This is a genomic window from Blastococcus tunisiensis (assembly GCF_900112815.1).
In the GTDB taxonomy this organism is placed as follows: Bacteria; Actinomycetota; Actinomycetes; order Mycobacteriales; family Geodermatophilaceae; genus Blastococcus_B; species Blastococcus_B tunisiensis.
The window spans coordinates 38,948-56,370 of record NZ_FOND01000026.1 but is presented as its reverse complement, the minus strand read 5'-3'; the positions used below and the strand labels follow the sequence as shown (position 1 = coordinate 56,370).

Sequence of the window (17,423 nt, the reverse complement as noted above, 5' to 3'; positions counted from 1 at the left end):
CGGGCGATCTCCCGGACGCCCAGACCGGCTGCCCGATCCAGGGCGATCTCCTCGCGCTCGCTGAAGGACAGGTATCGGCCTTTGGGCTCGGCCAGATGTACCGGCGGGATGCCGCCGGCCCCGAGGAACCACCGGCGCCCGGTGCTGCCGGTGACCCCGACAGCTGCCGCGGCGTCCTCGGTGGAGGATCCCGCGGCGATCAACCGCCAGAACCGTCGGCGCACCTCGTTCGGGAGCGGAACATGCCCGGTCGTACCCATCGACAACACCTCGTCTTCATCGAGGTGTTGCGTCGACTCCTTGAACCCGAGCGTGGAGAACTGCCGACCAGCGCACGGTCTGCACAGGAGGAGGGCCCGGTGGCGACGAGGACGAGTGCCGGGATCCTGCTGTACCGGCGGCGGCCGGGCGGGCCCGAGGTGCTGCTCGGGCACATGGGCGGCCCGTTCTGGGCGCGGAAGGACGCCGGCGCCTGGTCGATCCCGAAGGGCGAGCACGGCCCGGAGGAGGACCCGCTCGCCGTCGCCCGGCGGGAGTTCGCCGAGGAGCTGGGCTCGCCCGTGCCGGCGGCCGACCTCGTGCCGCTCGGTTCGCACCGGGTGACGAGCGCCAAGGTGCTCACGGTCTGGGCCGCCGAGGGCGATCTGGACGCGACCACGACCCGGAGCAACACCTTCGAGCTGGAGTGGCCGCCGCGCTCCGGACGGGTGCAGGAGTTCCCCGAGATCGACCGGGCGGCCTGGTTCGCCCTGGACGAGGCGAGGGCACGGCTGCTGACGGGCCAGCGACCGTTCCTCGACCGGCTGGTCGAGGTCCTCGACGGCCGGCCGTAGCGGGGCCTGTGCGCAAGCTCTCACGGTAGGTGACGGTCGGATTACAGGTCGTCCCACGCGACGGGAACCGCCCGGATGCGGGCCCGTGACCTGCGAAGGTCTCCTCCGACGAGCCCGTGGGGGACGTCCGAGTCGGAGGAGGCACCATGACCTGCACCCACTGCAGCGCAGTCGAACAGCGGGGCCGCTACTGCGTCGGCTGCGGCAAGCTCCTGCCGCCGTCCGCGCTGCCCGCCCGCCGGGTGCGCCTGGCACCCCGCCACCTCCTGGACGACGACACCCAGCCGGTCCTCCGGTTCCCGGTGAGCCCTCGCCGGTCGGTGGAGAACGAACCCGCGGCCGCCGTCTGACCGATCGGGACCTCCCGTGCCGGAGGTCCCCTCGACGTGGGCGCCGTCAGCGTGGACGGTGCCCACCCCGACGGCGGGCGGGTGACGAGGCTCACCGCTAGCAATCCGCTTGCAGGAGTTAGCACTCCGGGTTCGTGGGGCATGAACAAGACCGTCAGGTCATCCCCGAATCCTTGGAGTTGTTCCTTCGTCATGACCGACACCACGAGCACCCTGATCAACCAGCTGCGCGCCCTCGTCCTGCTCACGCAGACGGAGGAGCAGGTCGCCCGCACCCGGATCTCGCAGGCCCGCACGGACGCCGTGCGCCGCGAGCTCACGCAGAACGCCGACAACGCCGCGGCCCGGGCCCTGGAGATCACCGAGCAGCTGCGCGCGCTCGGTGGCGTGCCCGACGTCGTCACCCCGACGGTCGGCCGGCTCTCCGCCGTCATCAAGGCCACCTTCGAGCAGGCCGCCCCGGTCGAGGAGGCGCTGCTGACCGACCTGCAGCTCGAGCACCAGCTGCTGGACCGCGCGACCTACCTGAAGGTCCTCGCCGACCAGGCCGGCAAGACCGACGTGCGCAAGCTCGCCGAGAAGCTCGTCGACGCCCACTCGGCGACCGTCGAGTGGCTGACCGTCGTCCTGGCCGAGGAGGCCATGGGCGGCCCGGCGGCGCTCGTCCCGACCCCGGTTCAGAAGGTCGCCGGTGGCGTGGCCCGCGCGGTCAACGCCCCCGTCCGGTTCTGGGCCAACACGGTGAACAACGCCGTGGACTCGGTGAAGAGCGCCGGTGAGGAGACCTCCGACCGCTTCGCCGCCGTCACCGACCGGGCGCACGCCCTGTCCGAGGCCGTCCGGGACACCTTCGCCGCCGGTCGTGGCGCGTCGCTGCGCCGCGCCGAGCAGATCGCCGACCGCGAGGGCGACAAGGACGCCGCCGCCGCGGCCCGCTCCGCCCGCGAGGAGCTCGGTGACGTCTCCGCCGACGAGCTGCCGATCAAGAACTACGACACCCTCTCCGTCGGCGACGCGGTGAAGGCCGTCAAGAGCCTGAAGACGGCGCACGACATCAACGTGGTGATCCGCTACGAGGAGACCCACAAGAACCGGTCGAACGTGGCCAGCGCCGCGCAGACCCAGCTGGCCGCCCTGGCCAAGGACGCGGTGGGCGTCGACGCCTGATCCCACTGCACGCCGCAGGGCCCGCATCCCCGTCTCGGGGGTGCGGGCCCTTCCGCGTGTGCGCCCGCGTCCGCTCCGTAGCGCCCCGCGGGGCGGGGGAGGGGTATCGAGGGTCACCCGAAGCGGCGGTTTGGCGCGCCGGGGCGAACGGGGAAGTCTGCGGGCATGAGCATCACCCCCGAAGCCCTCGAGGCGGAGTTCTCGCTGACGACCGCCGCGACCCGTCTGGACTTCCTCAGCCGCCGGGACACCGGGAACACCGCGCTCAACGTCGTGCAGGAGAACGACGACGACGCCTGGGCGTCGTCGCTGAAGGACGTCGACACGTCGCTGGACACCTTCGAGGCGCTGGAGCTGCTCGCCCTCGGCGAGGTCGTCGCGCGCAAGGCGCACGACAGCCAGCTGGTCGGCATCCGCGCCGCCCTCCGCGGTGGTGCCGGCTGGGACGAGATCGGCACGGCCCTCGGCACGACCCCGGACGCCGCCTACGACTCCTTCCAGACCGCGATCTCCCGCCAGCTCGACGCCGATGCGGCGGAGGCGGCGCGGGAGCTCGCCGGCGCCCGCCCCTCCCACTGACATCGGGGGCTCGACGGCGGGCCCACTAGCGGATCTCGACGCCCTTCCAGAAGGCCACCCGCCCGGCGATCTCCTTCGCGGCGTCCTCGGGCTCCGGGTAGTACCAGGCGGCTGCCGCGTTGACCTGCCCGTCGACCTCGAGGTCGTAGTAGGACGCGGTGCCCTTCCAGTGGCAGACGGTCTGCGCGTCCGAGGGGCGCAGCACGTCGGCGCGCACCGCGTCGCGCGGGAAGTAGGCGTTCCCCTCGACGGTCACGATGTCGTCGGACTCGGCGACGACGGTCCCGTTCCAGCTGGCTGTGGTCATGCCCCGATGGTCCTCCGGGCAGGGGCGGGCGCGCAGCTCACCAGCGCAGCGGGTACATCTCCCTCGACTGCGCCGTCCGGCAGGCCCGGCAGTGCCCCCAGCTGACGATGCTCAGCGGGCTGGTGGCCGCGCCGCACTCGGGGCAGTCGACGGCCTCCTGCGCGTGGGCGCGGGCCTCGCTGATCTCCTTGGACCGTTCCTCGTGGATCGTCCGGTCACCCCGGCAGGGGCAACCCAGATGGGCTTCGGCGCAGCGTCCTGGCCACGTAGCGACGGGGTGCCTCCCGGGCAGCAGAGGATGTTGCCCCTGACGCTACTCAGGTGCGCCAGCCCCGCGCGTCCCCCGCACGGGTCCGATCTCGGCACAGGTCGACGAATCGACATGTCGACGACCCGACATGTCGGCTCAGGCGTAGGTCCCGACGACAGGGGCATGAGTCCGGAGGACAGCCCGCCGACCCGAGGAGGGACGATGGCGACACCGTCGGACGAGCCCGACCGCGACCGCTCCGGGCAGGGAGCGGACGAGGGGGCCGAGCGCTCCCGCAGGCGGTTCCGGATCCTCGTCCCGCTGGGCATCGTCCTCGTCGTCGCGGCGCTCATCACCTACATGCTCGTGGTGAGCCAGCGCGGCGCCGAGGACGAGAGCGACATCTACAACAGCGGGACCGGCTCCACCGCCGTCCTGGTCGACCCGTTCCCGGGGGCGGCCGCGCCGGTGTGACCTGCGGTCACCAAGGCAGGAGGGCGAACGTCGCGACGGCGTGCACGAGACTCCTGTCGTCATCGCTCCCGCCGCCGGTGGCCCCGGGGTCCGGTGGGGTTCCCGGGGCGGCCGGAGCGGTTCGTGACCGCACCGATGCCTGGGCGATGCCGCGTCCGCCCTGGTCAGAGCCGCGGCGGGCGATGATCTGCGCGATCGCACCACTCCCAGCGAACGCCCAGGAGCACCCGTGACCTACCCGTCCGACCCCGCCGCCCCGGCCCCCCGGCCCGGTACCCCCGACGGCGCCTGGGCGCCGCCCCAGGGTGGCGCCTCCGCCGCCGCCCCCGAGGACCAGCAGAAGAGCGGCGCGAAGAAGTGGCTGGGCATCGGTGGCGCGGTCCTGGCCGCCGCCGTCGTCGGTCTCGGTTCCCTGACCGGCTGGTTCGGCGCCGGCGACCCGGAGGTCGGCGACTGCGTGCAGAGCAGCGGCGAGAGCGACGTCGAGGTCGTCGACTGCGATGCCCCCGAGGCGCAGTTCAGGATCGTCGGCATCGACGAGCAGGAGATGACCCGGTCGGAGTTCGACGCGGCGTCGATCGAGGACCTCTGCGTCGACTTCGCCGAGACCGAGGGCGCGCTGTGGTTCGGCGACCTGATGACCGAGCCGGGCACCATCTACTGCGCCGCGGCGATCTGACCGGTCGTCGCCCGGGTGCCCCGCCGGTCCGCCGGGGGGCATCCGGTGCTCCGGCGGCGGACCGCCGGTCCTCCCCGTCGAGCCGGCAGCGCCGTCGTTTGGCAGGCTGACCGGCGATGGCGTACTGGGCGGACTGGCTGATCACGGGCGTCGGGGCGGTCCTCGTCCTGGTCGCGCTGCGGGACATCTTCCACACCATCTGGCACCCGAGCGGGCGGGGGGACCTGAGCCACCTCGTCATGCGCGGGCTGTGGCGGCTGGGGCAGCGCCGGCGCGACCGGGGCACCGCCGGGGTGCTGACCGGGCCGATCGCCCTGGCCCTGGTCATCGGCATGTGGCTGGTGCTGCTCATCGGCGGCGGCGCGCTGGTGTACGTGCCGCACCTCCCGGAGAGCTTCCAGTACCAGAGCGGTCTCGACGTGAGCGAGCGCAGCGTGGTGCTCGACGCCATCTACGCGTCCACGGTCACCCTCGCCACGCTGGGCTTCGGTGACATCGTCCCGACGGCGGGTTGGCTGCGCGCCGTGGTCCCGGTCCAGGGGCTGATCGGGTTCGCCCTCCTCACCGGATCGGTGACCTGGGTGCTGCAGGTCTACCCCGCGCTCACCCGCCGCCGGGCGCTCGCCGTCCGGCTGGCCCAGTTGCGCACCGTCTCCGCCTTCGACCTCGTCCAGGACCCCCATTCGACCCTCGCCGCGCCGTTGCTGGAGAGCCTCGCCGGCGCGCTCGTCCAGGCGCGGGTCGACGTCACCCAGTACAGCGAGACCTTCTACTTCCGCGACGGCGACGAAGAGGCCGCGCTCCCGGCCATGCTGTCGGTCGCATCCACGCTGTGCGCGGCCGGGCACGAGGCGCCCCGCAACGACGTCCGGCTCGCTGCCACGCTGCTCAGCACGGCGATCGACGACTTCGCGCGGGTGCTCGACCGGCAGTTCCTCGGCGTGGGGGGATCCACCGGCGAGATCCTGGCCGCCTACGCCCGGGCCCACAACTACGCGGATCGCACCTGAGTCGTCGCAGGCTCCGGCCGGTTGCGGTCCAGGAAGTAGGCGCCCAGGGCGCCGGCCACCGTGGCGAACACCGCGACCGAGTAGACCGCGAGGGCCACGTCGAGGAAGCGGGCGAGCCCACCCTCGGCGGAGAGCGGTTCCCCGCTGACAGTCGCCAGCGCGGCGTCGTAGAGGGCCGGGCCGTAGCTGTCGTAGGCGCCGACGACGTACAGCAGCTGGCTCGCGGCCAGGACCACCACACCGGTGACCGCGACGAGCCAGCCGATCCGCCCGGATAGCAGCCGGCCCGCCGATCGCGACCCCCGGACCGCCGCGGACAGCATCCCGCCCACCCGCGCCACCCGCAGGAACGCGAGAGCCCGGACGAACCGGAGGAAGGGCACGGCCAGGAAGATCAGCTGCCACCAGTTGCGGGCCCAGAACCGGCGCCGGTCGCGAGCCGTCAGCGCCCGGTAGGCGAACTCCGCCACGAAGATCGCCCAGGCCACCCAGCCGAGCACCGTCAGCGTGGTCACCAGCCAGGGCTCGGTGGCCAGTGACTGGCCGAGGACCACCAGGACGAAGACCAGGCCCAGCACGCCCATCGGCTTGTCGAGTCGGCGGGCCAGGCCCTCCGTCTCGGGGGCGTCGGGGGCGTCGGGGGGCTGGGGCGGGCGGTCCATGGTGCAGGCCTACCCGTGTGGCGCCCGTGCACCCCGCGGGACCGGTGTCCCTGCCGCCGGGAAGGATGCCGGAAAAATACCCGGGCGACCGTGTCGATCCCGGCGTCGGCCGTTCGACGTGTCGGTAGAACGGGGTCCGCGCCGGTCGCCACGACCGGCCCCCGTTCACCGGACGGGATGCGAAGGAGAACCTGCGATGCGCTTCATGGTGATCGTCAAGGCGGACGAGGCGAGCGAGCGGGGCGAGCTGCCGCCCCAGGAGCTGCTGGCGGCGATGGGCGCCTACAACGAGGAGCTGGTGAAGGCCGGCATCATGCTCGACGGTGACGGCCTGCGGCCCAGCAGGCACGGCGCCCGCGTGCAGTTCGACCAGGACGGCAACGCCACCGTCATCGACGGCCCGTTCACCGAGACCAAGGAGCTGGTCTCCGGGTACTGGGTCTTCGAGGTGTCCTCCCGCGAGGAGGCGATCGAGTGGGCGAAGAAGGCGCCGTTCCGCGGCGGCGAGCTCGAGATCCGCCCCTTCTCGACCGCCGAGGACTTCGGCGAGGCCTTCACGCCCGGGCTCCAGGAGAAGGAGAACGCGCTGCGCGAGACCGTCGCGCAGCAGCGGGGTCGGTGACCACCCCGGCTGCCCGGACGGCGTCGACCGCGGACCTGCACCGCGTCGTCGACGCCGTCTGGCGGATGGAGTCCGCCCGCATCGTCGGCGCGCTCGCCCGCGTGACCGGGGACGTCGGGCTGGCGGAGGACCTCGCCCAGGACGCCCTGCTCGCGGCGCTCGAGCAGTGGCGGGACACCGGCGTGCCGGCCAAGCCGGGGGCGTGGCTGATGGCCACCGCCAAGCACCGGGCGATCGACACGTTCCGCCGGGCCGAGAACCTGCGCCGCAAGACCCAGGAGCTGGGCCGCGAGCTCGGGGACGCCGAGGAGCCCGACTGGGCCGCGGCGCTGGACGAGGAGGTGGAGGACGACGTCCTGCGGCTGGTGTTCACCGCCTGCCATCCGGTCCTGTCCCGCGATGCCCGGGTGGCCCTCACGCTGCGGCTCGTCGGGGGCCTGACCACCGACGAGATCGCGCGCGCATTCCTCGTGCCGGAGAAGACGCTCGCGCAGCGGATCGTGCGCGCCAAGCGGACGCTCGCCGCCGCCCACGTGCCGTTCGAGACGCCCGCCGGCGAGGAGCTCGCCGCGCGGATCGGGTCGGTGCTCGAGGTGCTGTACCTCGTCTTCAACGAGGGGTACTCGGCGACGGCGGGGGAGGACTGGGTCCGGCCGTCGCTGTGCCAGGAGGCCATGCGGCTGGGGCGCATCCTGGCCGGCCTGGTCCCCGACGAGCCCGAGGTGCACGGCCTGGTGGCGCTGATGGAGATCCAGGCGTCGCGGCTGGCTGCCCGCGTCGGGCGCGACGGCGAGCCGGTGCTCCTCGCGGACCAGGACCGTGCCCGGTGGGACCACGTCCTCGTCCGGCGCGGCCTGGCGGCGCTCGAGCGCGCCGAGAGCACCGGGACGGCGCTCGGCCCCTATGCGCTCCAGGCCTCGATCGCCGCCTGCCACGCGCGTGCGGCGACGTTCGACGACACCGACTGGGTGCGCATCGCCGCGCTGTACGAGGCGCTGGCCGCGCTGACGCCGTCACCGGTGGTCGAGCTCAACCGGGCCGTCGCCGTGTCCCGGGCCTACGGGCCGGACGCGGGCCTCGCGCTCGTCGACCGGCTGGCCGACGTCCCGGCGCTCCGGGGCTACCACCACCTGCCCACCGTGCGCGCCGACCTGCTGGAGCAGCTGGGCCGGCGGGAGGAGGCCCGTGCGCAGTTCGAGGCGGCCGCGCTGCTCACCCGCAACGAGCGGGAGCGCGCGGTGCTGCTCGATCGTGCCGCCGCCTGCGGCAGGGGCGTCGGCGAGTAGCGGGCCGACGGGCGATCCCGGCCCTCAGGAGGAGCCCGCCTCCGCAGCGGTCCGCAGCCGGTCCAGGGTGGTCCGCATCCCGGCGTGCAGCGCCCCTCGCCGATCGCGGTCGCCGAAGACCCGCTCGATCACGAACCTGCCGATCCGGCTGACCGGCCGGTCCACCTGGTAGCTCTCGACCACCCGTGTGCCTCTGCCCACCGGTTCGAAGCGGTAGCGCCAGGTGATCGTCCCGGCGAACGGCTCGCTGCGGGTGACCGCGAACTCCCGGCCGGGCTCCGCGACGGTCACCACCGGCCGGTTCTTCCAGCTCCTGCCTCGCGCGTTGGTGTTGACCGCCTCGAAGCGCGCGCCGACCGCCGGGCCGGTGGCGCCGTCGAGCCAGCGGCAGCTCGTGATCTCGGGGCTGAACTCGGGGGTGCGGGTGACGTCGGCGACCAGGGCGTAGACGTGCTCGGGCGGTGCGGTGACGACGATGCTGGCCTCGTCGTGGTCGAGCGTCTGCATGGCGACTCCTCAGGGTGCGGGGGGAGGGCGGTACGCGGAGAGGAACTGCTCGATCGCACGGTCGGTGAGCCGGCTGAAGATCCCGTCCGGGAAGGAGGCGCCCGGCTGGTTGGCCAACTGCTGGGAGATGAGCCCGCTGAGCACGACGGTCCAGAGGCGGACCGTGTCGTCGGTGTCGGCGGCCGGTGCCAGCTGGCCGAGCCGGACGGCCTCGGCGAACTCCGTCCGGACGTCGGCCATCTCGTCGACCGCGGGGGCGAAGACAGCGGGGGAGGGCGCGAAACCGGGGACCGGTCGCCAGTGGAGCAGCTGGGCGGACGCGGGGTGCTCGACCGCCCAGCGCACGACGGCCCGGGCGCCGGCGCGCAGGCGGGGGAGGCCGGGCTCCAGGCCGTCGACCGCGGCGCGCACGGCATCCTGCTGAGCGCGCAGGCCGCGGGCGAACAGCGCGTCGTACATGGCGTGCCGGCGGGGGAAGTACTTGTACAGCGACGGCCCGCGGATCCCCATGCGGCGGGCCACCTCCGACACCGTCAGCGCGCCGACTCCCTGCTCGGCCATGAGGGCGAGTGCGTGCTCCAGCGCCTCGTCCCGCACGGCCGCGCGGCGGCGCTCGATCCTGGTCGGCGGGCGGCTGGCATCCGTAGCCACGGCTAGAGGGTGTAGCCGAACGTGTCGGCCGTCAAGGGGGATCAGTCCGGCCGGGCGTTGTCCCTGAGCTGGTCGAGCAGTCGTCGCAGGTGTGCGACGTCGGCGTCCTCCAGGCCCGCGCGCAGCCGGCCGTCGAACGAGGCCGCCGCCCGGCGGAGGCGCAGGAACAGCTGCCGCCCGGGTTCCGTCACGGTGACGACCTGGACCCGCCGGTTGCCGTCCGTGCGTTCCCGGACGACCAGGCCGGCGCGCTCCATCTCCTCCAGGTGGTGGCTGAGCGTCGGCTGGCGCACCCCGACGGCCGCGGCGAGGTCGGCCTGCGTGCGGTGGGTGCCGGTCGACAGCGCCCGCAGCACCTGCCACGCGGGGGAGGAGCCGCCGGCGGCGGCGAGCACGTCGTCGAACGCCCGGGTCACCTCCTTGGCGACCCGGCCGATGGTGAGGCCGAGCGAGTCGTCGTCCCCTGCCACGGAGCCATCTTAGAGGTCTAACCGTTCGACGTCTCATCGTCGTCGAGCGGTTCGACCCGGCGCAGGAACGAGCGGATCGCCAGGTGGTGCGACAGCGGTTCCCGGTGCTCGTCGCACGCCGCCCATCCCTTCTCCCGGTCCGGCGTGTGCAGCCGGGGGTTGTTCCAGACCAGCCGCCAGCGGGCGGGGGCCCGGCAGCCCTTGGCCGAGCACAGGGGGGTCGCGTCGTCCACGCCGACCAGTGTGGCGGTCCGTCGCGGGTGCGCCGGTGCGGTCAACCTTCCGGAGCCCTCGCGACGTGCAAGGAGGTGGACGGGGGAGAGGAACGTGATGGAGGCCGACGGCGAGAACGGGTTCCGCGAGTTCGTGCTGCGCCGGCGTGCCGCCCTGCTGGAGGCGCGGGCGTGGAGGACAGCCTGGCCGGACCGGGCTTCGCCGTCGTCCGGCCGGCGCCGGACGGTGGGGTGCTGCGCCTCGAGCTCGCCGACGGGGGCACGCTCGAGTGGGCGGTCGTCGCCGGCTCCCCGGACGCGATCGTCGACCGGGACGGCCGGAGCGCCGCGGACCGAGACGGCCTCAGGGCAGCCGCTGCAGCAGGGCCCGGGCCACCTCCACCGCGGCGGGACCGGGCGCGTCGGCCGCCGCCCGGAGCCACGCGGCCAGCGGGGCCGCGAGCCCGGGGGAGAGGGCGGCGATCCACGCACCCGTGCGCGCGCGGGCCTCGGCCACGTGCTCGGTGCCGCCGTCCGGCGCGTGCGCGATCACCTCGGGACGGGAGGCGAGCAGCCCGCCCGCCCGCCAGTCGCCGGGCGTGGTGCGGGCGGCCAGCTGCTCCAGCCGGTCGGCCGCCGTCCGCAGCAGCGACGCCTCGTCGGCGGTCATGCCGGCTCCTTCCGCATCGGCACGTGCGGGATGCCGTCCTCGACGTAGCCGGGCCCGCTGAGCCGGAAGCCGAACTGCTCGTACCAGCCCTGGAGATGGGCCTGGGCACCGAGCGTGATCGGGGCGCCGTCGCAGAGCGCGATCCCCTCGCGCATCAGCTCCGCCGCCAGCCCACGGCCGCGGAAGCCGGCGGCGGTCGCCACCCGGCCGATGGCCCGCGTCGCGCCGTCGTCGAGCACCCGGATCGTCGCCGCCACCTCGCCGTCGGACTCCAGCCACAGGTGCACGGTCGCCGGTTCGGTGTCCCGGCCGTCCAGCTCGGGATACGGGCACTCCTGCTCGACCACGAAGACGTCCACCCGCAGCCGGCACAGCGCGTAGACCTCGAAGGGGCTCAGCTCGGCGAACCGCGCCCGGCGCAGCGAGGGGGTGGTCATGCCCCAGTTGTAGCCGATGCGCCGGATCAGGTGCCGCACCCGTGTTCACCACCGCCCGCCGTGTTTAGGTGTGCCTTGCCTACAGTGGTGTCGTGGACGCAGGAGGAAGCAGCACGTGAGCATGTCCCGCCGGACCGTCGTCGGCCTCGCCACCTCCTCGGCGCTGCTGGGCGCCCTCGCCGGGTGCGGGGGCTCCGGGGCGGCGGGGGAGGGCGAGACGCTCACCGTCTACAGCGCCCAGCACGAGAGCCTGGTCCGCACGATGCTCGAGGGGTTCACCGAGGGGACCGGCATCGAGCTGGAGTTCCGCGACGCCAACGACTCCGAGCTGGCCAACCAGATCGTGCAGGAGGGCGAGGCCTCGCCGGCCGACGTCTTCCTCACCGAGAACAGCCCGGCGATCGACGTCGTCGACGACGCCGGGCTGCTGGCCCCGCTGGACGAGGCGACGCTGGAGCAGGTCGACGAGGCCTTCCGCCCCGCGTCGGGCGACTGGGTCGGCTTCGCCGCCCGCTCCACCGCGCTGATCTACAACCCGGCGGAGATCGCCGAGGACGAGCTCCCCGCGTCGATGCTGGACCTCGCCGACCCCGCGTGGGAGGGCCGGGTCGCCATCGCCGCCGGCGGCGCGGACTTCCAGGCCATCGTCAGCGCCGTCCTGGCGCTCGAGGGCGAGGACGCCACCCGCGAGTGGCTCACGGGGCTGGCGCGCAACGCCGAGATCTACTCGAGCAACACCGCGATCATGAAGGCGGTGGACGAGGGCGAGGTCCCGGTCGGCATCACCTACCACTACTACTGGTTCCGCGACCAGGCCCAGGACGGGCTCGTCGGTGACGACGCGGAGCTGCACTACTTCCGCAACCAGGACCCGGGGGCTTTCGTGAGCGTCTCGGGGGCCGGGGTGCTCGCCTCCTCCGACCAGAAGGACGACGCCCAGCGGCTGGTCGAGTGGCTGACCGGCCCGGAGGCGCAGGAGCGGCTGGCCGGCAGCAGCGCCCTGGAGTACGCCGTCGGCGTCGGCGTCGCCTCTGCCGACGCCCTCCCGCCGCTGGCCGACCTGCAGGCGCCCGCGGTCGACCCCGGCTCGCTCGACGCCCCGCTGGTCACCGAGCTCATGCAGGAAGCCGGGTTGCTCTGAACACTCCCACGCTGCCGGTCCCGGGCCCCGGGGCGCCGATCACCCCGGCGGCCCGGGGCTCCCGGCCGTCCGCGTCGCCCGGTCGCCGGCTTCGCCGGTCGCCGGTGGCCCTGGCCCTGGCCGTGGGCGTGGCCGCGCTGGCGCTGCTGCCGCTGGGCTACATCGCCTGGTACACGGCCGACCTCGGCTGGGAGGGCGTGCGGGAGCTGGTGCTGCGGCCCCGGGTCGGGGAACTGCTCTGGAACACCACCCGGCTGGTCCTGGGCACGGTGATCGGCTGCGCGGTGCTCGGGGTGGGGGCGGCCTGGCTCGTCGAGCGCTCGTCGGTGCCGGCCCGCCGCGTCTGGCACGTGCTGCTCGTCGCCCCGCTCGCGGTGCCGGCGTTCGTGAACAGCTACGCCTGGATCTCGCTGCTGCCCGGCCTGGACACCTACGCCGGCGCGCTGCTGGTCGTGACGCTCTCCTACTTCCCCTTCGTCTACCTGCCGGTCGCCGCGGCCTTCCGGGGGCTGGACCCGGCGCTGGAGGAGACCGCCCGCGGGCTGGGGCTGTCCAGCTGGGCGGTGTTCCGCCGGGTGCAGCTGCCCCAGCTGCGGGTGGCCCTGCTGGGCGGCGGCCTGCTGGTGGCCCTGCACCTGCTCGCCGAGTTCGGCGCGCTGCAGATGCTGCGCTACCCGACCTTCACCACCGCGATCTACGACCAGTACCGCGCGACCTTCAACGGGCCGGGCGCCACCATGCTGGCCGGTGTCCTCGTCCTGCTCTGCCTGGGGCTGCTGCTGGCCGAGATCCGGCTGCGCGGTCGGCGCGGCTACGCGCGCACCGCGCGGGGAGCAGCCCGGCCGGTCCGCCCGGTCGATCTGCGGGGTCTCACGGCGCCGGCGCTGCTGGCGCTGGCCACCCTCGTCGGGCTCGCGCTCGTCGTCCCCCTGGCGAGCCTCGGGTACTGGATGACCGGTGGCCGCTCCGCGGCCGTCGACTGGGCGGCCCTGTCCACCACCACCGGGACCACGCTGGCGCTGGCCGCCGCCGCGGCCGCCGTCACCACCGCGATGGCGCTCCCGACGGGCTGGCTCGCCGTCCGTGCCCGCGGCCGGATCTCCACCCTGCTCGAGCGCAGCACCTACCTGGGCAGCTCGGTCCCCGGCATCGTCGTCGCCCTGGCCCTGGTGACGCTGAGCATCCGGGCCACGCCGTGGCTGTACCAGACCGTCCCGGTGCTGCTGGCCGCCTACGCGATCCTCTTCCTCCCCCGGGCGGTCGTCACCGTCCGGTCGGCGGTCGAGCAGTTCCCGCCGCTCTACGACGACGTCGCGGCGTCCCTCGGTTCGTCGGCGCCCGACCGGCTGCGCCGCGTCACGGTGCCGCTGCTGGCACCGGGGATCGGCGCCGGCGCCGCGCTGGTGTTCCTCGCCGTCGTCACCGAGCTGACCGCGACGCTGCTGCTGGCCCCGACCGGGACGACCACGCTGGCGACGGCGTTCTGGTCGGCGAGCAGCGCCCTGGACTACGGGTCGGCGGCGCCGTACGCCGTGGTGATGGTGCTGCTGTCCGCCCCGGCTACCGTGCTGCTGTCCCGAGACGCCCGACGAGGACTGACCCCATGAGTTCGCTGACCGTGCAGGCGCTGACGAAGGCCTTCGGCACCACCCCCGTCCTCACCGGGGTGGACCTGCACGTCCCGGAGGGCAGCCTCACCGCCCTGCTGGGCGCGTCCGGGTGCGGCAAGACGACGCTGCTGCGCCTGATCGCCGGCTTCGACGATCCCGACGCGGGAACCGTGGCCCTGGGGGACCGGATCGTGGCGGGGGAGGGGCGTGCCGTCGCCGCCCGCCGGCGCGGCATCGGCTTCGTGCCGCAGGAGGGCGGGCTGTTCCCGCACCTGACCGTGGCCGGCAACATCAGCTTCGGGCTGCCCCGGCGGCAGCGGCGCGACGGCGGCCGGGTCCGGGACCTGCTGGAGCTGGTGGGCCTGGACGCCTCGCTCGCCGACCGCTCCCCGCACCAGCTCTCCGGCGGTCAGCAGCAGCGCGTCGCGCTGGCCCGCGCCCTCGCACCGGCGCCGTCGCTGGTGCTGCTCGACGAACCGTTCTCCTCGCTGGACGCCGGGCTGCGCGAGGAGACCCGCCAGGCGGTCTCCGCGGCGCTCGTCGCCTCCGGCGCGACCGCCGTGCTGGTGACGCACGACCAGGCCGAGGCGCTGTCGATGGCCGACCAGGTGGCGGTGCTGCGGAGTGGGCGGCTCGTGCAGCTCACCGACCCCCGCACGCTCTACCGCAGCCCCCGTGACCTCGACGTCGCCGCCTTCGTCGGCGAGGCGGTCGTCCTGGACGCCGACGTCCGCGGCGGGACGGCGCACTGCGCGCTGGGTGCCGTTCGCTGCGACGGCGACGTGGCCGACGGGCCGGCCCGGGTGCTCCTGCGTCCCGAGCAGCTGCGGCTGGCACCGTCCGGGCAGGCCGGTGCCCTGGTGGCCCGGGTCCACGGGGTCGACTTCTACGGCCACGACTCGCGGGTCCGGCTGGTCCTCTCCGACGGGGCCACGGTGAACGCACGGGTCGACGGCGCGGACCTGCCGGCGGTCGGCGACGACGTCGCGGTGACGGTGCGGGGGACCGCGCTGGCGTTCCCCGTGGACGCGGCCGGCCGCTCGGTGCCGCTGCAGCCGTCGGTCTGAGGGACCGGGGCACCGCGCCGGGGCCAGTGCACCCGATCGCCCTTAGGGAAGCCTAAGCTTCGCTGCGTGGACCTCTTCCTCTTCACGGTCGACCCCACCTGGGGACGCGACGTGGTCGCCGCCGGAGCGGCCGGGATCGTCGTCGACTGGGAGCGCCGGGGCAAGGCGCGGCGACAGCAGGGCGAGAACACCCAGATCAACGAGGACACCCCCGACGACCTGGCGCGCATGCGCGCGGCCACCGAGGGCCGGCTGGTGTGCCGCATCAACGGCTTCGGTCCCTGGACCGGGGAGGAGGTGGAGGCGGCCGTGATCCGGGGGGCGGACGAGATCCTGCTGCCCATGGTCCGCACGGTCGACGAGGTGGACCGGACGCTCGACCTGGCGGCGGGCCGGTGCGGCGTCGGGATCCTCGTGGAGACCCGGGACGCGGTCGACCGGGCGGCCGCCCTCGCCCGGCGCCCGCTGTCGCGGCTCTACGTCGGGCTCAACGACCTGCGCATCGACCGGGGCTCCGACGAGCTGTTCCGGCCGCTGGTCGACGGCACGATGGACGCCGTCCGGGCGACGACCTTCCAGCCGTTCGGGGTCGGCGGCCTGACGCTTCCCGGAGGAGGGTTCCCCGTGAGCTCCGACCTCCTCGCCGGCGAACTGGTCCGCCTGCACACCGACTTCACCTTCCTCCGGCGGTCGTTCACCGCCGACATGGCCGGCCGCGACCCGTTCACCGAGGTGCCGCGCCTGCTGGCCTCTCTCGCCGCGCTGCGGCGCAGGGACGCCGTGGAGGTCGCCGAGGACCGATCCTCCTTCGTCGAGGCCGTGACCGGCCGGCCGGTTCCGGCAGCGGTGCCGGCGTCGGCGTGAGAGCGCTCGTCACCGGCGCCGGCGGCTTCGTCGGCCGGCACCTGGTGGCCCGGCTCGCCGCCGAGGGGTGGGACGTCGTGGGCCTCACCCGCGACCGGGTCGACCTCGCCGATCCCGTCGCCGGCGCGGCCGCGGTGCGCGCCGCCCAGCCCGACGTCGTGTTCTCCCTGGCCGCCGGACGGGCGAAGACCACCGCGGCGGAGCGGGCGGCCACGACGGCGGTGAACACCAGCCCGTGGCTGGTCGACGCGCTGCCGGACCGGTGCCGCGCGGTGATCCGGCTCGGGTCCTCCACCGAGTACGCCGCCGCGGCGCACCCGCTCGCGGAGGACGCCGCCCTCGAGCCGCGCGGCTTCTTCGGTGCCACCAAGGCCGCCGGATCCCTCCTGCTGCTGGGAGCTGCCGCCGAGCGCGGCGTCCGGTCCGCCGTCCTGCGCGCCTTCCAGGTCTACGGCCCCGGCGACCACCCCACCCGGCTGGTCCCGGTGGTCCTCTCCGCCGCCCGCACCGGCGGCACCGTGCCGCTGCCGGCCCGGCTGAGCCGGCGCGACTGGGTCTGGGTCGGCGACGTCGTCGACGCCTGCGTGCGGACCGCCACCGACGACGCCCTGCCGACCGGGACGGTGCTCAACCTCGGCACCGGTGTGCAGACCAGCACCGAGGAGCTCGTCGGGACGGCCGCGCGGGTGACCGGCCGGCCGATCGCCACCGCGGCCGGCGCGCACCCGGGCCGCGACTGGGACACCGCCGACTGGGTGTGCGACCCGTCCGCCGCCCGCCGGCTGCTGGGCTGGACGCCGACGGTGGACCTCGCCGAGGGTCTGCGCCGGACCTGGTCCGCGGAGGGCGTGCCGGCATGACGGGGGGCCGGGATCCTGGCGCGCGGATCGCGGTCGTCGTCCCCGTGCACGGCAACGAGGCCACGCTGCGGCCGCTGGCCGAGCGACTGGCCGCCGCGCTCGCCGGCCGGGACTGGCGGCTGAGGCTGGTCATCGACGCCTCGCCCGACGACAGCGCCGCCGTGGCCGGGACGCTCGCCGCGGCGGACCGCCGGATCGCCGTCACCGGGCTGACCGTCAACGTCGGTCAGCACGCCGCGCTCGCCTGCGGTCTGGCCGCCGAGCCCGACGCCGATGCCTGGGTCTGCCTCGACGCCGACCTGCAGGACCCGCCCGAGGCGGTTCCCCTGCTCGTCGACCGGCTGGCCCGCGGGGACGTGGGCGCGGTCTTCGCCGGACGGCGCGGGCGCTACGAGTCGCGGGTGCGGCGGCTCACCGGCACCGTGCACCGGCGGGTCGCCGCGCGGCTCACCGGGCTGCCGCCGGACGCGGGCGCCTTCCTGGCGATGGACGCGGAGGTCCGGAACGCCGTCGTCGCCGCCGTGCGGCACGAGGGGGCGCCGAGCGTCGTCCTCGCCGTGAGCCGGGCCGGGCGGCCGGCGGTCAGCATCCCGGTCGCCCGCGACCGTCGGCCGGAAGGCCGGTCGGCGTGGAGCGCGCGGTCCCGCGTGCGGCAGTCGGCGCGCTCGCTGGTGTGGGCGGTCCGGTCCGGGCGCTGAGCACCTGCCTCCCGGGG

At 74.7% G+C, this 17,423-nt stretch carries 24 protein-coding genes; 15 read left to right on the top strand and 9 right to left on the bottom strand.

Annotation, left to right across the window (positions count from 1 at the left end):
• Window positions 1–260 (bottom strand): helix-turn-helix domain-containing protein (locus tag BM142_RS25345; protein WP_254791150.1); only part of this gene is annotated, 260 nt, incomplete at its 3' end.
• A 99-nt stretch (window positions 261–359) separates the two neighbouring features.
• Between BM142_RS25345 and BM142_RS22125 the strand changes: the two genes are divergently transcribed.
• The 4 genes from BM142_RS22125 (at window position 360) to BM142_RS22110 (ending at window position 2,929) form a co-directional block, all read left to right on the top strand.
• The gene (locus tag BM142_RS22125) at window positions 360–833 is read left to right on the top strand and encodes an NUDIX hydrolase (RefSeq protein ID WP_175527403.1); all 474 of its coding nucleotides are present in this window, start codon (window positions 360–362) and stop codon (window positions 831–833) included.
• 146 nt (window positions 834–979) lie between these two features.
• Entirely contained in the window at window positions 980–1,183 is a 204-nt protein-coding gene (locus BM142_RS22120; protein ID WP_092203339.1) for a hypothetical protein, read from the top strand.
• Between the two features lie 192 nt (window positions 1,184–1,375).
• Window positions 1,376–2,350 (top strand): hypothetical protein, encoded by a 975-nt coding sequence (locus tag BM142_RS22115; protein WP_092203337.1) that lies wholly within the window; start codon window positions 1,376–1,378, stop codon window positions 2,348–2,350.
• 165 nt (window positions 2,351–2,515) lie between these two features.
• Window positions 2,516–2,929, top strand: coding sequence for a hypothetical protein (locus tag BM142_RS22110; RefSeq protein ID WP_092203335.1), 414 nt, complete (start codon window positions 2,516–2,518; stop codon window positions 2,927–2,929).
• 25 nt (window positions 2,930–2,954) lie between these two features.
• Here the strand turns inward: BM142_RS22110 and BM142_RS22105 are convergent, their stop codons facing one another.
• Window positions 2,955–3,236, bottom strand: a complete 282-nt coding sequence (locus tag BM142_RS22105) for a DUF427 domain-containing protein (protein WP_092203333.1) — start codon at window positions 3,234–3,236, stop codon at window positions 2,955–2,957.
• A gap of 472 nt (window positions 3,237–3,708) precedes the next feature.
• On the opposite strand from BM142_RS22105, the gene BM142_RS22100 reads away from it, so the two are divergent.
• The 3 genes from BM142_RS22100 to BM142_RS22090 all read left to right on the top strand — a co-directional run bounded on the left by BM142_RS22100 (window position 3,709) and on the right by BM142_RS22090 (window position 5,649).
• A complete protein-coding gene (locus BM142_RS22100; protein WP_092203331.1) occupies window positions 3,709–3,960 on the top strand; it encodes a hypothetical protein in 252 nt (83 codons plus the stop codon).
• A gap of 229 nt (window positions 3,961–4,189) precedes the next feature.
• The gene (locus tag BM142_RS24750; RefSeq protein ID WP_092203329.1) at window positions 4,190–4,639 is read left to right on the top strand and encodes an LppU/SCO3897 family protein; all 450 of its coding nucleotides are present in this window, start codon (window positions 4,190–4,192) and stop codon (window positions 4,637–4,639) included.
• 116 nt (window positions 4,640–4,755) lie between these two features.
• Window positions 4,756–5,649: a potassium channel family protein gene (locus BM142_RS22090; RefSeq protein WP_092203327.1), complete on the top strand. Its 894-nt coding sequence runs from the start codon at window positions 4,756–4,758 to the stop codon at window positions 5,647–5,649.
• Here the strand turns inward: BM142_RS22090 and BM142_RS22085 are convergent.
• Window positions 5,631–6,311, bottom strand: coding sequence for a hypothetical protein (locus tag BM142_RS22085; protein ID WP_092203325.1), 681 nt, complete (start codon window positions 6,309–6,311; stop codon window positions 5,631–5,633). The genes BM142_RS22090 and BM142_RS22085 overlap by 19 nt on opposite strands.
• Window positions 6,312–6,507: 196 nt before the next feature.
• Between BM142_RS22085 and BM142_RS22080 the strand changes: the two genes are divergently transcribed.
• A complete protein-coding gene (locus tag BM142_RS22080; protein WP_092203323.1) occupies window positions 6,508–6,933 on the top strand; it encodes a YciI family protein in 426 nt (141 codons plus the stop codon).
• A complete protein-coding gene (locus BM142_RS22075; RefSeq protein WP_254791149.1) occupies window positions 6,930–8,219 on the top strand; it encodes an RNA polymerase sigma factor in 1,290 nt (429 codons plus the stop codon). The genes BM142_RS22080 and BM142_RS22075 overlap by 4 nt, the downstream gene beginning before the upstream one ends.
• 24 nt (window positions 8,220–8,243) lie before the next feature.
• Here the strand turns inward: BM142_RS22075 and BM142_RS22070 are convergent, their stop codons facing one another.
• The 6 genes from BM142_RS22070 to BM142_RS22045 all read right to left on the bottom strand — a co-directional run bounded on the left by BM142_RS22070 (window position 8,244) and on the right by BM142_RS22045 (window position 11,205).
• The gene (locus tag BM142_RS22070) at window positions 8,244–8,726 is read right to left on the bottom strand and encodes an SRPBCC family protein (protein ID WP_092203321.1); all 483 of its coding nucleotides are present in this window, start codon (window positions 8,724–8,726) and stop codon (window positions 8,244–8,246) included.
• Between the two features lie 9 nt (window positions 8,727–8,735).
• The gene (locus BM142_RS22065; RefSeq protein ID WP_139228984.1) at window positions 8,736–9,377 is read right to left on the bottom strand and encodes a TetR/AcrR family transcriptional regulator; all 642 of its coding nucleotides are present in this window, start codon (window positions 9,375–9,377) and stop codon (window positions 8,736–8,738) included.
• Between the two features lie 41 nt (window positions 9,378–9,418).
• A complete protein-coding gene (locus BM142_RS22060; RefSeq protein ID WP_092203317.1) occupies window positions 9,419–9,847 on the bottom strand; it encodes a MarR family winged helix-turn-helix transcriptional regulator in 429 nt (142 codons plus the stop codon).
• Window positions 9,848–9,864: 17 nt separating this feature from the next.
• On the bottom strand, window positions 9,865–10,080 hold the full coding sequence (locus BM142_RS22055) for a hypothetical protein (RefSeq protein WP_254791148.1): 216 nt from the start codon (window positions 10,078–10,080) through the stop codon (window positions 9,865–9,867).
• Between the two features lie 343 nt (window positions 10,081–10,423).
• The gene (locus tag BM142_RS22050) at window positions 10,424–10,729 is read right to left on the bottom strand and encodes a hypothetical protein (RefSeq protein ID WP_092203315.1); all 306 of its coding nucleotides are present in this window, start codon (window positions 10,727–10,729) and stop codon (window positions 10,424–10,426) included.
• Window positions 10,726–11,205 carry a GNAT family N-acetyltransferase gene (locus tag BM142_RS22045; protein WP_254791147.1) on the bottom strand — a complete coding sequence of 160 codons (480 nt, stop codon included), beginning with the start codon at window positions 11,203–11,205 and terminating at the stop codon, window positions 10,726–10,728. Before BM142_RS22045 ends, BM142_RS22050 begins: the two co-directional genes overlap by 4 nt.
• Before the next feature lie 82 nt (window positions 11,206–11,287).
• Between BM142_RS22045 and BM142_RS22040 the strand changes: the two genes are divergently transcribed.
• From BM142_RS22040 to BM142_RS22015, 6 genes are all read left to right on the top strand, one after another.
• Window positions 11,288–12,307, top strand: coding sequence for an iron ABC transporter substrate-binding protein (locus BM142_RS22040; RefSeq protein WP_092203359.1), 1,020 nt, complete (start codon window positions 11,288–11,290; stop codon window positions 12,305–12,307).
• A gap of 104 nt (window positions 12,308–12,411) precedes the next feature.
• The gene (locus BM142_RS22035) at window positions 12,412–13,914 is read left to right on the top strand and encodes an ABC transporter permease (RefSeq protein ID WP_217640842.1); all 1,503 of its coding nucleotides are present in this window, start codon (window positions 12,412–12,414) and stop codon (window positions 13,912–13,914) included.
• Window positions 13,911–14,984 carry an ABC transporter ATP-binding protein gene (locus BM142_RS22030; RefSeq protein WP_092203313.1) on the top strand — a complete coding sequence of 358 codons (1,074 nt, stop codon included), beginning with the start codon at window positions 13,911–13,913 and terminating at the stop codon, window positions 14,982–14,984. The genes BM142_RS22035 and BM142_RS22030 overlap by 4 nt, the downstream gene beginning before the upstream one ends.
• A 66-nt stretch (window positions 14,985–15,050) precedes the next feature.
• Window positions 15,051–15,848 (top strand): aldolase, encoded by a 798-nt coding sequence (locus BM142_RS22025; protein ID WP_092203311.1) that lies wholly within the window; start codon window positions 15,051–15,053, stop codon window positions 15,846–15,848.
• A complete protein-coding gene (locus tag BM142_RS22020; protein WP_092203309.1) occupies window positions 15,845–16,708 on the top strand; it encodes an NAD-dependent epimerase/dehydratase family protein in 864 nt (287 codons plus the stop codon). Before BM142_RS22025 ends, BM142_RS22020 begins: the two co-directional genes overlap by 4 nt.
• The gene (locus tag BM142_RS22015) at window positions 16,705–17,406 is read left to right on the top strand and encodes a glycosyltransferase (RefSeq protein ID WP_254791146.1); all 702 of its coding nucleotides are present in this window, start codon (window positions 16,705–16,707) and stop codon (window positions 17,404–17,406) included. The genes BM142_RS22020 and BM142_RS22015 overlap by 4 nt, the downstream gene beginning before the upstream one ends.
• Window positions 17,407–17,423: the final 17 nt, after the last annotated feature.

Bases quoted from the DNA above. Each gene is read 5' to 3' on its own strand.
- BM142_RS22120 (WP_092203339.1), top strand. From the start codon at position 980: ATGACCTGCACCCACTGCAGCGCAGTCGAACAGCGGGGCCGCTACTGC.
- BM142_RS22115 (WP_092203337.1), top strand. From the start codon at position 1,376: ATGACCGACACCACGAGCACCCTGATCAACCAGCTGCGCGCCCTCGTC.
- BM142_RS22110 (WP_092203335.1), top strand. From the start codon at position 2,516: ATGAGCATCACCCCCGAAGCCCTCGAGGCGGAGTTCTCGCTGACGACC.
- BM142_RS22105 (WP_092203333.1), bottom strand. From the start codon at position 3,236: ATGACCACAGCCAGCTGGAACGGGACCGTCGTCGCCGAGTCCGACGAC.
- BM142_RS22100 (WP_092203331.1), top strand. From the start codon at position 3,709: ATGGCGACACCGTCGGACGAGCCCGACCGCGACCGCTCCGGGCAGGGA.
- BM142_RS22090 (WP_092203327.1), top strand. From the start codon at position 4,756: ATGGCGTACTGGGCGGACTGGCTGATCACGGGCGTCGGGGCGGTCCTC.
- BM142_RS22085 (WP_092203325.1), bottom strand. From the start codon at position 6,311: ATGGACCGCCCGCCCCAGCCCCCCGACGCCCCCGACGCCCCCGAGACG.
- BM142_RS22080 (WP_092203323.1), top strand. From the start codon at position 6,508: ATGCGCTTCATGGTGATCGTCAAGGCGGACGAGGCGAGCGAGCGGGGC.
- BM142_RS22070 (WP_092203321.1), bottom strand. From the start codon at position 8,726: ATGCAGACGCTCGACCACGACGAGGCCAGCATCGTCGTCACCGCACCG.
- BM142_RS22050 (WP_092203315.1), bottom strand. From the start codon at position 10,729: ATGACCGCCGACGAGGCGTCGCTGCTGCGGACGGCGGCCGACCGGCTG.
- BM142_RS22040 (WP_092203359.1), top strand. From the start codon at position 11,288: ATGTCCCGCCGGACCGTCGTCGGCCTCGCCACCTCCTCGGCGCTGCTG.
- BM142_RS22030 (WP_092203313.1), top strand. From the start codon at position 13,911: ATGAGTTCGCTGACCGTGCAGGCGCTGACGAAGGCCTTCGGCACCACC.
- BM142_RS22015 (WP_254791146.1), top strand. From the start codon at position 16,705: ATGACGGGGGGCCGGGATCCTGGCGCGCGGATCGCGGTCGTCGTCCCC.